General features: G+C 74.4%; 10 protein-coding genes and 1 pseudogene. All 11 read left to right on the top strand.

Annotated elements, in window-relative coordinates:
• Positions 1–147 precede the first annotated feature (147 nt).
• On the top strand, positions 148–285 hold the full coding sequence (locus ACIBCA_RS14135; RefSeq protein ID WP_396283134.1) for a hypothetical protein: 138 nt from the start codon (positions 148–150) through the stop codon (positions 283–285).
• Positions 286–606: 321 nt separating this feature from the next.
• Positions 607–2,346, top strand: coding sequence for a B12-binding domain-containing radical SAM protein (locus tag ACIBCA_RS14130; protein WP_396283133.1), 1,740 nt, complete (start codon positions 607–609; stop codon positions 2,344–2,346).
• Positions 2,343–3,338 carry a DUF692 family multinuclear iron-containing protein gene (locus tag ACIBCA_RS14125; protein ID WP_396283132.1) on the top strand — a complete coding sequence of 332 codons (996 nt, stop codon included), beginning with the start codon at positions 2,343–2,345 and terminating at the stop codon, positions 3,336–3,338. Before ACIBCA_RS14130 ends, ACIBCA_RS14125 begins: the two co-directional genes overlap by 4 nt.
• Entirely contained in the window at positions 3,335–4,099 is a 765-nt protein-coding gene (locus ACIBCA_RS14120) for a hypothetical protein (RefSeq protein ID WP_396283131.1), read from the top strand. Before ACIBCA_RS14125 ends, ACIBCA_RS14120 begins: the two co-directional genes overlap by 4 nt.
• On the top strand, positions 4,096–5,361 hold the full coding sequence (locus ACIBCA_RS14115) for a hypothetical protein (RefSeq protein ID WP_396283130.1): 1,266 nt from the start codon (positions 4,096–4,098) through the stop codon (positions 5,359–5,361). The genes ACIBCA_RS14120 and ACIBCA_RS14115 overlap by 4 nt, the downstream gene beginning before the upstream one ends.
• The gene (locus ACIBCA_RS14110; protein ID WP_396283129.1) at positions 5,351–7,498 is read left to right on the top strand and encodes a JmjC domain-containing protein; all 2,148 of its coding nucleotides are present in this window, start codon (positions 5,351–5,353) and stop codon (positions 7,496–7,498) included. Before ACIBCA_RS14115 ends, ACIBCA_RS14110 begins: the two co-directional genes overlap by 11 nt.
• Entirely contained in the window at positions 7,495–8,814 is a 1,320-nt protein-coding gene (locus tag ACIBCA_RS14105; RefSeq protein ID WP_396283128.1) for an MFS transporter, read from the top strand. Before ACIBCA_RS14110 ends, ACIBCA_RS14105 begins: the two co-directional genes overlap by 4 nt.
• A gap of 59 nt (positions 8,815–8,873) precedes the next feature.
• Positions 8,874–10,190: an aKG-HExxH-type peptide beta-hydroxylase gene (locus tag ACIBCA_RS14100; protein ID WP_396283127.1), complete on the top strand. Its 1,317-nt coding sequence runs from the start codon at positions 8,874–8,876 to the stop codon at positions 10,188–10,190.
• Entirely contained in the window at positions 10,187–11,461 is a 1,275-nt protein-coding gene (locus ACIBCA_RS14095; RefSeq protein WP_396283126.1) for a metallopeptidase TldD-related protein, read from the top strand. The genes ACIBCA_RS14100 and ACIBCA_RS14095 overlap by 4 nt, the downstream gene beginning before the upstream one ends.
• A gap of 61 nt (positions 11,462–11,522) precedes the next feature.
• The gene (locus ACIBCA_RS14090; protein WP_396283125.1) at positions 11,523–12,248 is read left to right on the top strand and encodes a FadR/GntR family transcriptional regulator; all 726 of its coding nucleotides are present in this window, start codon (positions 11,523–11,525) and stop codon (positions 12,246–12,248) included.
• Positions 12,249–12,313: 65 nt separating this feature from the next.
• Positions 12,314–13,414, top strand: a pseudogene (locus tag ACIBCA_RS14085) (CynX/NimT family MFS transporter); the annotation flags it as partial.
• Between the last annotated feature and the right edge of the window lie 195 nt (positions 13,415–13,609).

The raw sequence follows: 13,609 nt of genomic DNA, 5'->3' as shown, positions 1-13,609 counted from the left end.
GCCCCCACCCAAAGCGCGCATAGTTGATTGGCAGGAAGCTGCCGATCACCAATGGATAACGTTGACCGTCCCGAGAACCCGTTGCTAGCGTCAGGTACAGCTCAACACGCACAACGCACCATTGGCCACCAAACCAAGGGAGTTAGCATGTCTGAGAACACGCAGGTCAACGAGTTCAACGAGCTGGACGACCTCGAGGTCATCGAGTCCGCCGAGCTCAAGGTCGGCGGCGCGTTCCACGCGTTCCGCTTCAAGACCCTGCTCGAGGCCACCCCGGAGGCCTGATTTCAGAACCGCGCGGAGCCGGGTTTCCCCCGGCTCCGCGCGGCCCGAATCGCACGATCGCCCGGGGGAGAGTGGAAAGTGATACGGGAAACCGGACAGGTGGACGCGATTCTCATCTTTCCGCCCCAGACCGAAGCCCGTCTCTTCCCCTATCTGAGCCTCCCCTATCTCGCCGGACATCTACGCAGGCAGGGGCGGACGGTTCACCAGGCCGATCTGAACCTCGGCCTCTTCCACGAACTCCTCCGGCCGGGCCCGCTCGGGAACGCGCACGACCGCCACCGGGCCGCCGGCGGAATGCGGCCCTGGTACCGCGCCGCGATGGCCGATGCCGCGCGGGCGAACCTGCCCGAGGTGCGCAGCCACGTCCTGACCAAGGAGGGCTCCGGACCGCTGGGGCCGGCCCGCGCCGTGCGGCTGGCCAACCAGGCGGTGGAGCTCGTCCTGGAGGACACCTTCCTGACCCGCAGCTGGCCCGGACTCGCCGCCCTGGACGAGGAGGTGCGCCGGACGGCCGCCCTCCCCGAAGGCGCCCTCGACGAGCCCACGGCCACCCTCCGCCGACTGGTGGAGCGCACCCTCGCAGGTCGCAGCCCCCGTATGGTGGGCCTCTCCGTCGCCTTCTTCAGCCAGCTGGCCCCCGCCCTGCTGATCGCCGCCTGGGTGCGCGCGCTCGCGCCGGGGGCCCGGATCTGGCTCGGCGGCCAGCAGATCATGCTGCGGCAGAACGAGCTGGCGCCGCTCGCCGCCGTCCGGGAGAGCGTCGACGCCCTGTGCGTCACCGCGGGCGAGGAGCCCCTCGCCCGCGCGCTCGAAGCCCTGGACGGCACCGCCGCCGAGAGCGAGGTGCCCGGCGTCCTCTGGCTCGACGGCCGGCCCGGGGCGGGCGACGTCCGGCCGGTCCGGATGATGTTCCGCGACACCGGGGCCCCGGATTTCGAGGGCCTTCCGCTGCGTTCCTACGTCGCCGAGGACTTCCAGCTGGCGATCGTCTCGTGCGTGGGCTGCTACTGGGGCCGCTGCGTGTTCTGCTCGTACGGGAACCGGTCCCTGCCGCAGGGTTCCTATCAGCAGGGAACACCCGAACAGATAGCCGACGTGGTGGAATCAGTCGTCCGGCAGCAGGGCGTGGACTTCGTGGCCGTCGTCGACGAGAACACGAATCTGCGGCTCGTCGTGAAAGCGATGAGAGAAGTCCGCAGACGAGGTTTACGGATCACTTTCAGCACGCGCAACCGGCTCGAATCCGTACTCCTCGACGCGGAATTCTGCCGGGAACTCTCCGAACTCGGCTGCGTGCTGATGAGCGTCGGCTACGAAACGAATTCCCAGCGCCTCCTGGACCGCATGGACAAGGGCGTGAAATCCGCCGACTACCAGACGATCATCGACAACGTGGTCGGCGCCGGAATCAATCTGCGGCTCTCGGTCATGGGCGGCCTTTTCGACGAGAGCACGGCCGAGGCGGAGGCCTCCCGGGAATTCCTGCGGGAGAACGAGTCGAAGATCGGCATCGACGTCCTCCAGCTCATGGTCGCCGAACCCGGGACGCTGCTGACGGCGGACGCCGACCGGTACGGCGTCACCCTCGACCGGTCCGGGCCGCTGAGCTCCAACCCCGAACTGAACTACCTGGGCGGGCGGCACGGCCATCCGATGACGGTGTCCGAGGGCCCGGACCGCGCCGAGTCGCTGCAACGGCTGATCGACACCTTCCAGGCCGTCAAACCCCAGGGCAACGACGCGCTTCCGCCGCACCAGCGCCGCGCCAAGGCGGCCCCGGCGCCGGTGTGGCGGGCCCGGCTGCAGCCCTGGGTCCGCCCCGTACCCCCGGACGCGGCCGAGGAGTTGCTCGGCCCGGGGGCGACGTCCCTCCTGCTCTCGGACCTCGTCTGGCAGCAGCTCTTCGCCGTCCCCCACGAACAGATCGGCGTCACGGAGGACGGGGACGTCCTGGTGGCCCGCACCGAGCCGGGGGCCAGACGCCTGGGCCGCCTCGTCGCGGCCGACGTCGCCGTCGGCCTGCCACTCGCCCACCTCGTCGCGGGGAGCCCGTCATGACCGCTGTACCGGCAACGACCCCTGTACCGGCGACGACCGCAGGCCCCGCCGCCCGGCTGGGGCTGGGCGTCGGCATGGACCTGCCCTGGGGCGAACGCATCGGCTTCCGCGAGACTCCCGGGGGCGGCGACGTCACCCCCCGGGTGCGGGCCTTCCTCGACCGCCACGCCGACCACTTCGGCTACTCCTTCTTCGCCTTCCAGCCCCGCAGCCGGGCCCGGCTGCGCGCCGGGGACTACACCCCCGCGTACGACCGGCTGTACGAGGCGATGCCCGCCGGGAACGTCCGCGCCTTCCACCACACCCTGCTCAACATGGGCACCCCCGAGCGCTACGACCGGCGCCCGGCCGCCGAGTTCGCCAACGACCTGCACGCCCGCTACGGGTTCTCCTGGGTCGTCGAGGACCTGGGGATCTGGAGCCTGCGGGGCCGGCCGCTGCCCTACCCGCTGCCGCCCGTCATGACCGAGCGGGGGCTGGAGATCGCGACCGGGCACGCCCGGGACGCCCGCGAGCTGCTCGAACCGCCGCTGCACGTCGAGTTCCCCGGCTTCACCGAGGGCGGCTCCTTCGTCCTCGGCGACCTCGACGGCTTCGACTACTTCCGGCGGCTGGCCGAGGACGCCGACGTGTGGGTCACCCTGGACGTCGGCCACCTGCTGAGCTACCAGTGGCTGCGCGGGCGCACCGGGCAGGCGATGTACGACGAGCTGGAGCGGCTCCCGCTGGAGCGCTGCCGCGAACTCCACCTGTCCGGCTGCCAGATCACCAACGGCAAGTTCCGGGACCTGCACCACGGCGTGCTCCTGGACGAGCAGATCGACCTGACCCGCCACCTGCTGCCCAGGTGCCCGAACCTGCTGGGCGTCACGTACGAGGACCCGGTCTACGGGGAGGACGGCGTCCTCGTCGAGAAGTCCCGGCGCAACTACGAGCGGCTGCGCCTGATCGTCGGGGAGTGGGCCGCCGCACCCGGGGAGGACCAGGGATGACCGCCTCCGCCCGGCACGAGCTGGACGCCGACGAGCTCACCGACCTGCTGCTGCGGCTGCTCACCGACGAGGGCTACCGCACCGCCCTCGCCGACCGGGGCGCGCGGGCGCTGGCCCGGGACGAGGCCGAGCTCGTCTGCCTGAGCACCATCGACCAGGAGGAGCTGGACTTCACCGCCCGGCGCTTCCGCAGCAACCTCTGGAACGGCGACGGCGGCAGCGGCATCGCCGCGGGCTTCCCGCGCTCGCTGCCGCTCCTCGCGGAGGCCGGCTGGCCCCGGGAGCGGCTGCTGTCCGCCTTCCTCACCTCGCCCGCCTTCGAGGCGTACCGGGCCCTGCCCCACACCGGCGAGGGCATCTCCCTGGAGGAGGCGTTCGCCCGCTTCGCCGACGGCCTCACGCACGGCCTCGCGGACGGCGCCGGCGCCGAGGCGCTGCGGCACACCCTGGAGCACGAGCTGCTGCGGGCCCTGCTGACCGCGCTCGTCCACGAGCACCCGGTGAGCTTCCGCAGCGACGTCGAGGGGATCAGGCGCACCGACAACGGCTACGCGGCCGTACGGCGCCACCCGGCCGAGGTGGTCGCCGCCTGGGGCGTCGCCGTCGACGGCCCGGGCCCGGTGGGCTGCCTGTACTCCAGCACCGCGCGGGGCCTGGCCTTCGGGAAGGTCTCCGAGCGCGTCGTGACGGCCGTGGAGCACCCCGACGACCCGGCCTCCGCGCAGGTGCTGGACGCCCTACGGATTCGAGGACTCTGGTGACACCACTCGACGAGACCCGCGACGGCCTGACCATCGTCCCGGAGCACGGCCACGTGCTCCCGGTCTGGGACGTCCGGGGCTTCCGCGAGGAGCGGCTGCTCTTCTTCGACCGGCACCTGGACCTCAAGCACCTGCCCGCGGCGGACTGCGAGGCCCTCGCCGGGCTGCGCGGACGCCCGGAGGAGCTGGCCGCCCAGTGCCGCCGGCTGCCGTTCCGCGAACCCGGCCACGGCCGTTACGGGCTGGACGACTTCCTCTACCCGGCCCTGGCGGGCGGCTGGCTGTCCTCGGTGTGCTGGGTGGTGCCGGGCCAGGCCGGACGCGACCCCGGCGCGGCCCTGCTGGGCGCCCTGAGCCTGGTGCCGCACGTCGGCCGCCGGGTGATCGAGACCTTCGCGCGCGAGCCCTGGGGCGTGCGCGCGGAGCTGCCCGTCGGCACGATCGCCTGCACCGGGCTGCCCGGGCTGCGCCCGGAGCTCCTGGACACGATCACCGCCGTCGACTTCGACATCGACTTCTTCGTGGACAGCGACGGCAGCGTCGACCACACCGTCACCGAGACCGTGGCCGCGCTCGCCCCGCTGCGGGACCGGATCGACAGCTGGAGCGGCTCGATGAGCGTCTCCAGCGGCTTCGTCCCGCAGGAGTTCGCCTCGCTGGCCGACCGGTTGGCGGAGGCGCTGGGCCTGACGCTGCACCGGCCCGCGGCCACCGTCTTCATGCCGCCGGACGCCGACACCATGCCCGAGCGCAGCCTCGCCGCGGCCGCGCTCGGCGCCCTGACCACCCCGGAGGAGCTGGCCCGGCTCTGGGACGAGGAACTGGCCTCGATGGGCGCCGAGGGCCACACCCTGAAGGCCGTGCTCGACGCCCAGTCGGACCGGATCGACGAGGCCCTCGCCGGGGTGCACCGGGCCCGCGCCCTGGGCGCCCGCGCCACCTGGCCCGGCTACGTGACCGGGCTGGCCGCCATGCGGGCGGGCCGGCACGAGGGCGCGCTCGCCCTCTTCGACCTGTGCACGGAAGAGGTCTCCGACACCCTCGACGCCCACGCGGCCATCCTGAGCGTCATCTGCGCCCTGCGCCTGGGCCGGGCCGGGGAGGGCGTGCGACGGGCCCGCCTGGCGCTGGACGTCGTCCCACTGCACCGGGACTGCGCAGGCCTGCTCGCCCTGGCCGGCCGCAGGGCCGGGGACGACGCCGCCGAACGAGACGCCCAGCAGCACGCCGAGATCCTCGCGGAGGTGTGGAATGGCTCCTGACATCGACTTCCTGCCCGGCCTGAGCCGGGAGACCTTCTTCGCCGAGTACTTCCGCCGCAAGCCCTTCGTGCTGCGCGGCGGCGCCCGTACGCTGCTGAACCCGCCGCTGACCGTCCCCGAGTTCGACGCCGTCCGCGAGCGGATGACCCGCGAGCAGCCCGTCCAGGTCGTGGAGCGGCCCGGCGAAGCCTGGTTCGTCCGCGTCGCCGACCTGGCGAGCGAGCGGCTGGCGGCGCTGAGCGAGACCGTCCGGCGGACCCTGGACTGGCCGAACGTCTGGTGCGACGCGGTGCAGACCCTCGGCCCCTCCGGCATCGGCTGCCACTTCGACGACAGCGACAACTTCGTCCTCCAGCAGGAGGGCACCAAGCGCTGGCAGCTCTCCCCGCCCTCGGGCCTGCCGGACGAGTCCTTGCGCCGCCGCATGGTCGGGGACCACTCGGTCGGCACGGCCTACATGCCCGAGGACGCCCTGGAGTTCGAGCTGAACCCCGGGGACCTGCTCTACCTGCCGATCTTCTGGAGCCACTGGGGCGTCAGCGACGGGCCCTCGCTCAGCGTCAGCCTCGCGCTCAACTCGGCCAGCGCCCTCGACGCCGTACTCCCGCTGATCACCTCGGAGTTGGCGCAGCGGCGCGCCTGGTGGGAGCCGATGCCCCCGGGGCCGGCCGACCTCGACGCCCTCTGGGAGGCCCTCGCCGACCCCGCGCTGCGCGCCCGGGTCGAGACGCTGCTGGCGGAGCGGCACGGCGCCTGGGTCGCCAACGGCCTCAGCGAGCAGCGGGTCGAGGAGAGCGGCCTCGGGGAGAGCGGCCCGGCCGCCGAGGCCGCCGAACAGCCCCTGACCCTCTCCCTCGGCGGCGGGGCGCTGCGCGCACTGCTGCACCGGCCCCAGCGGCTGCCCGAGCCGAAGGAACTGCTCCTCGACGGTGCCACGGAGGCGAGTTGGGCCGCCGCGCGCGCCGAGCACTCCCGGCACGTCCTGCTCCGGCTGCTGCGACTGCTGCGCCACCGCAGCGAGCAGTGGGGCGCGCAGCCGCGGATCCGGGCCACGGCGCAGGCGCTGATCGACCTGCTGGCCGCGGCCACCGCCGAGGACCTGGCCCGACTCGCCCTCGACCCGGTGGTGCTGGGCGCCGTGCGCCGCGCCGAGCACGAGGCGGCGGCCGACTACCGGGAGACCGGGGACGCCTTCGTCGCCCAGCTGGCCACCGCCGTGCTCGGCCTCGCCGCCCGGCGCCCCGACATCCTGGCCGGCCGCACCCTGACCGTGGCGGTCTCGGAGCCGCGCGGGATCGCCGAACTGCACCTCGGCGAGCGCTGGACGGCGCCCGCGGACCTCCCCGCGGTCACCGAGGCGCGCTTCGAGCCGCAGGCCGCGACACCGCTGCTGCGGGCCGTCGACGGCTCCTGGCACCGGGCCGCCGCCGAGCCGCTCCCCCGGGTGCCCGGCAGTTCGCTGCTGCTGCTGGAGCGGCACGCCTGGTGGGACACGGCCCAGCGGCACGGCGTCTCCTGGCACTGCGGCCGACTGCCCGCCCCCTCGGCGGACCTGCGGGAGCGGGCGGCGGAGGCCCTCTCCCTGCTCGCCGACTGCTGGCCGCAGGCGCATGCCGAGGTCGAGTCGGGCCTGTTGACGTTCACTCAGCCCGGGACGCCCGCCGAGTGGCTCTGCTGGCCCCCCGACGGCGAGACCGGCACGACTGGCACGACCGGCACGACCGGCGCGACCGGCGCGACCGGCGCGACCAGCCGAACGGTGGAGAGCGTGGCGGCCGGCCTGGTCACCGTGCTGGCCAGGGCGCGCTGGCGGATCGTCACCGACCTGTACCCGGTGGAGACCCACGCGCTGCCCCCGGTCACCTCCCCCTGGGACGGCTCCTCCCGCTCGGCGGCATGGTTGTGCGGCCAGATCTTCGCCGCCAGGATGCAGGGTGAACTCGCCCACCGCCTCCTCGACCGCGGCCTCGGCGGCGCGGCCGCCACGACGGCGCTCTCCGCCGCCGCCAAGGCCGTGGACGAGGTGCGGGCGGAGCTGGCCCGGGCCCAGGCGGGCCCGGGCGGCTGGTTCGAGACCTTCATGACGACGCAGGCCGGGACGACGCAGGCCGAACGGATGGACAGGACATCGCAGTGACATCCACCGACACCGCCGAGGCGACCGGTTCCTGGCGAACCGTGCTGCGCGAACCCACGTTCGCGCGGGTGTGGATCAGCCAGCTGACGAGCACACTGGGCGACCAGATGTTCCCGTTCGCGATCGCCACCTCGGTGCTCATCGAGAACCACAGCGTCGCCGGGTTCGGCGCCGTCCTGGCCGCCCGCTCCCTCGGCATGGCGCTGTGCGTGCTCATCGGCGGCGTGGTGGCCGACCGCTTCCCGCGCACCCGGATCATGGCGGGCGTCGACGTGCTGCGCGCCCTGCTGGTCGGCGGCGCGGCCCTGGCCGTGGTCGGCGCCCCGACCTGGGTGCTGGCCCTGCTGGTGCTGCTGGTCGGCGCGGGCGAGGCGTTCTTCGACCCGGCCTACGAGTCGCTGCTGCCCCGGCTGCTGCCCAAGCACCAGATGGAGGCGGCCAATTCGCTCACCACGGCGACCGAGCGCACCCTCGGCATCCTCGGCCCCACCGTCGCGGGCGCCGTGGTCGCGATGATCGGCGCCCGCACGGCGCTGCTCTTCGACGCCGTCACCTTCGTGGCCAGCGCCGCACTGCTGCTGGGCGTGCGGGAGAAGCCCGTCGAGCGCGCGCCCGAGCCGGGCGGGGGCTCGCTCGTCGCGGAGATGCTGGAGGGCGTCCGCGCGGCGCGCTCCAGGCCCTGGGTGTGGGCCGTGCTGCTGATGTCGGTCTTCCACATGATGACCTCCGTACCGGTCTGGTTCGTGCTGCTGCCCGAACGGCTGCTGAAGTCCAGCTCGGACACCGTCGGCTACGGCGTGGTGATGGCGGCCTTCTCGGCCGGGGCGCTGATCGGCGGCCTCCTGGTGCGCCGCGGCCGGCGCAACGGCTCCGGCACCCTGGCGCTGCTCGCGCTGGTGCCGTTCGGCCTCGCCATCGGGATCCTCGGGCTGACCACCTCGGTGCCGCTGCTGGCCCTCGCCGCGCTGCCCGCCGGCGCGGGCCTGGCCTGCTTCCAGGTGCTGTGGATGAGCGCCCTCCAGCGCCGGATCCCGGACGAACTCCTGGGCCGCATCATGTCCCTGGACTGGCTCTGCTCCACCGCCTCCGCGCCGATCGGCTACGCCCTGGTGGGGCTCGCCCTGGCCAGGGTGCCGATGTGGTCCATCACCCTGACCGGTGCCGGGCTGTTCATCCTGAGCACCCTCGCCCCCCTCCTGGTCGCCGGGGTACGGGAGTTCGGGCACACCGAGGCGGACCCGGCGGACCCGGCAGACCCGGCAGACCCGCAGGCCGGGGCCTCCGACCCGGCGGACCCGGTCGGTTCACCGGCGTAACCCGGGCGCTGCCGCACCGCGCCTCCACACCAACCACCGCTTGCTGCCAAGGGGATGAGATGTCTCGAGCCACCGCGTCGAGCGGCCTGACGGCCGACCGGGTGCAGGTCGACGTGTCGTCGCTGCGCCCGCTGTTCCACGAGCCCGCGCCCGCGGTCGACCTCAGCCGGGCCGTCCTGCCCGGGCACCCGGACGACCCCACCCCCGTCCTGGCGCGCAGCGCCGCCAAGCTCTACCTCAAGCGGCTGCTCGTCCAGCTGCGCGACCAGGGCAACGCGAGCGGCTCCCCCGAGGCCCGGCGCTCCGCGCAGGGGCTGGTGGACGGCCTGCTGCGGCTGCCGCACGAGGAGTTGCTGCGCACCGTCCTGCGCCCGGAGGTCACCTCCTGGACGAGGGTCGCGCAGCTGGTCCAGCGCGGCGAGCGTCAGGTCGACCCGGAGCTGCTGGTGGCCTACGCGGGGAGCTTCCTGCTGCCGGGGCTGCTGCGCCCGGGGGTGCTCGCGGAGGCCGGGATCCTCGCCGTCGCGGAGAAGGGTCCGGAGGAAGGGCCGGAGCAGGGCGAGCTGCCGCTGATGCCGCTGGGCCGCGCGCTGCGGCTTCCGGCGGCGGCCGGCACCCTGCTGACCGTGCGGGTGGACGGCACCTCGCTGCGGGTGAGCGCCGGGGAGCGGGTGGTGGCGGTGCCGCTGGAGGCGCTGTCCGGCGCGGGCGAGCACCCGGCACTGCGTGAACTGCCCTCCCTGGCCGAGGGCTTGGTGGTCACCGGGCCGCAGTCCTGGCACCGGATCGCCTACCCTCCGGCGGCCGGCAGGCCCCTGGAGCTGTCGGCGCCGGAACTCGACGGGTTCGCCGCGGCCATCGGTACGGGCCTGGCCACCGTGGACGCCCACTGGCCGGAGGCGGCGGCCGTGGTGCGGCGCACCGCGAAGCAGGTGATGCCGGTGGTCAGCCAGGGCAACTGGCCGTTCAACTTCACCATCCCGGAGTTCCGCGGGCTGGTCCTCACCAGCGGGCGGCACACCTACCTCTCCGCCCAGACCCTGGTGCACGAGTGCGGGCACAACCGCTTCAACACCGTGCTCGACCTCTACTCCGTCGCCGAAAACGCCGCCGAGGAGCACTACTCGCCGTTCGTCGAGGTCCCCCGCCCGCTGGTCAACATCTTCCACGGGGTCTTCGCGTTCCTGAACGACGTCCACATGGCGATCCGCTGCCAGGAGGTCTTCGGCCCGGCGGACGGTCCGGCCATCGCCCCGTACGTCAAGGACATCACCGACCGGCTGACCGTCGGCCTGGAGACCCTGGAGCGCCACGCCCGGGTGACCGAGCAGGGGGCGCAGCTGCTGACCGCCTTCCGCGCCGCGATGCCCGGATGACGGCTGGGCCCGACGTGATCGCGCACCGCCGGGTGACGGTCTCCGGGCCGGCGGCCCAGCCGGCGATCGAGCCGGCGGTCGCCGAGGAGGCGTCCGGGCCGCACCCGGACGCTCCGCTGGTCGAAGCGGCGCGGCTGCGGGAGGCGGCGGTGGCGCTGCACCGGGCGGCCTCGGCGGTCGCCGAGGGGGCGGGGGCGGCGGACACCCGGGTCGCCGTCCGGCTGGTCAGCCGCTGGGTGAACCGGGAGCTGGGGGCGCTGGGGTACGTGCCGCGCACCCGGCTGGAGGCGCTGGTGCAGCTGCGGGTGGTCGGGCCGTCGGGGCGGGCGGTGCCGCTGCTGTGGCAGTGGGCGGGGGCCGATCCCCTGGCCGCGCTGGGCGCCACCGCCGACCGGCTGGCCGGGGAGATCCGGGCCGCGCTGACCGCCGCGCCCCTGGCCGAGCCCTTCGCCGGGCCCGTGGTGCTGGCGGCGGACCTGGCGGTGCACTTCGCGCACGAGACCCTCGGGCACAGCCTGGAGGCCGACAACTACCGCGGCTACGCCGCCGGGGCGGGCCTGGCCCTGGGCACCCGGGTCGCCTCGGAGGTGCTCACGGTGCTGGACGGGCCGGTGCCGGACGGCGCGGCGGTGGACGGCACGGGACTGGACGGCGCGGCGGTGAACGGCCCGGGCCTGGACGGCGCGGGGCTGGACGGCTCGGCGCCCGGCGGCCTGGAGACCTCGCAGCCCGTGGACGACGAGGGGCACCCCGCCGCCGTCACCCCCCTGGTGGACGCCGGGGTGGTCTCCGGGGTGCTGACCGACGCCCGGGAGGCGCGGGAGCAGGGGCTGCCCCGGACGGGCAACGGCCGGCGCGCCTTCGGGGCCGGGCGGGCCCTGCCGCGGATGTCCTCCGTGTGCGTGGCGCGGGGCGCCACCCCGGCCGGGGAGCTGATCGGCTCCGTACGGCGGGGGCTGTACTGCCGCGGGGCCTGGGGCGGCGGGTCGGTGGAGGAGTTCTTCGTCATCCGCCCGGCCTACGCGGAGTGGATCGAGGATGGCGAGCTCACCGGGCGGCTGGTGGGCCGGCTGGACCTCAAGGGCCGCAAGACGGCGGCGCTGCGCTCGCTGCGGCAGGTGGGCGACGACCTGGCCGTGTTCAATCCGGTGACGGGCTGCGGCAAGGACGGCCAGGAGCTGCCGGTGAGCATGGCGAGCCCGTCCCTGGGGTTCGAGCGGCTGACGGCGGTGCCGCTTCCCGTAGCGCGGAGGGCGCCGGTTGTAGGATGACCGGGCAAGTGGTTGTAGGATGACCGACGACCGATGAGCGGTGTGCGAAGGGAGGCCCGGTATGGGCGGCGAGAGCCTGCAGGCGGCCGGGCGGCGTTCCCTGGTGGACACCGCGATCGAGCAGCTGCGCGCGCAGGTGGTCGGCGGAACCTGGCCCGTCGGGTCGCAGATCCCGACCGAGCACGAGCTCGCCGAGCAGCTGCGGGTCGGCCGCAACACCGTGCGGGAGGCCATCCGGGTGCTGGCGCATGCCGGGATGCTGGTCTCGCGCCAGGGCGAGGGCACCTTCGTCCGCTCCACCAGCGACCCGGCCGCCGTCCTGCGCGGCGTCCAGCGCTCCGGCGTGCGGGACGTCCTGGAGGTCCGCGCGGCGCTGGAGGCGGAGGCCGCCCGGCTGGCCGCGCTGCGGCACACCCCCGAGGACGTCCGGCGGATGCGGGCCGCGCTGGCCCGTGAGGCCGAGGTCATGGCGGCGAACCCCGAGCGGGCCAACCGCGAGGCGACCGTCGAGCACGACCTGGAGTTCCACACCGCCGTCGTCGACGCCGCGCACAACCCGGCGCTGGCCGAGGTGTACCGGTACTTCGGCGCCTCCGTGCGCGAGTCGATGACCACCGCCTTCGGCGACCACGAGATGCCCGAGGTGGACGTGGCCACCCATGCGGCGCTGGTCGACGCGATCGAGAGCGGCGACCCGGACCGCGCCGAGACGGCCTGTCGCGAGCTGCTCGCCGAGCCCACCGCGGCCGTCGAGCAGCTGCTCGCCGCCATCGCGGCGCGGAAGTAGGACGGGCGAGAGCCTCCCTTCCGCCGTCCGCCAGCCCGCCCCGTACACGAAAGAACCGCACAACCATGGCCGTCACCCGTGCCCAGCAGCCGGTGGTCACCACCTCCGCCGCGCTCCCCGTCCGCTCCCGGCTGGCCCACCCCGCCCTGCTGCTGACCGGCATCCTGCTGGTCGCGCTCAACATGCGCGCCTGCCTGGCGGCCGTCTCGCCGATGATCGCCGAGATCCAGCGCACCTTCGGCCTCTCCGCCACCGCGAGCGGCCTGATCACCACCGTGCCGGTGCTGTTCCAGGGCGTCGGCGCGCCGCTCACGCCCCGGCTGACCCGGCGCTTCGGCGCCGAGCGGGTCGTCCTGGGCGCCGTACTGGTGCTGGGCGCGGGCGTGCTGCTGCGGGTGCTGCCCTCGGTGTACGCGCTCTATCTGGGCTGCATGGTGATCGGCGTGGCGATCGCGGTGCTGAACGTGTCGATGCCGGGCCTGGTCAAGCGGGAGTTCCCGGACCGCGCGGCGACGATGACCGGCGTCTACTCGACCACCATGCTGGTCGGCGCGACCCTGGCCGCCGGGCTCTCCGTCCCGCTGGAGCACATGCTGGGCGGCGGCTGGGAGGCCTCGCTGGGCGTCTGGTCGCTGCTCGCCGTCGTCGCCGCGGTGGCCTGGCTGCCGCAGGTGCTGCGCTCGCGGCAGGAGCGGGCCGAGGAGCAGGTTCGGGTGGCCGCCGTCCAGCCAGGCAAGCCGATCGCGGGGCTGTGGAAGACGCCGCTGGCCTGGCAGATCAGCCTCTTCATGGGCATCTCGTCGCTGCTGGTCTACATCGTCGTCGCCTGGATGCCGACCATCCTGGCCGACCAGGGCATGGCGCGCGGCCAGGCCGCGCTGGCCTTCGCCTTCTCCAACCTGCTGCAGGTCGTGGGCGCCTTCCTGGTGCCGCTGCTGGCCGGCCGGATGACCCGCCAGCGCGGGCTGGCCGTCACCATGGCGGTGCTGAACGGGCTGGGCATCGCCGTGCTGCTGGCGGCTCCGGTCTCCGGCGCCTGGGTCGCGGCGGCGATCCTCGGGGTCGCGCAGGGCGGCTCGCTGGGCCTGGGCCTGGCGTTCATCGTGCTGCGGACCGGCTCCGCGGCCGGGGCCGCCCAGCTGGGCGGCATGTCGCAGGCGATCGGCTACGTCGTCGCGGCGGCGGGCCCGGTCGGCGCCGGTGCGCTGCACCAGCTGACCGGCGGCTGGACGGCCCCGCTGACGGTGATGCTGGTGCTGGCCGCCGTGGTCGGCGTGGCCGGCTGGGGCGCGGGGGGGGGGGGGGCCGGGGGGGGGGGGGGGGCCGCCCCCCCCCCGGGGGCCGTGCCGCTCGGGGAGTAC

Origin of the sequence: Kitasatospora sp. NPDC051170, from assembly GCF_044455705.1 — a bacterium.
Lineage (GTDB): Bacteria > Actinomycetota > Actinomycetes > Streptomycetales > Streptomycetaceae > Kitasatospora.
This window is presented reverse-complemented; position numbering and strand designations above follow the sequence as displayed.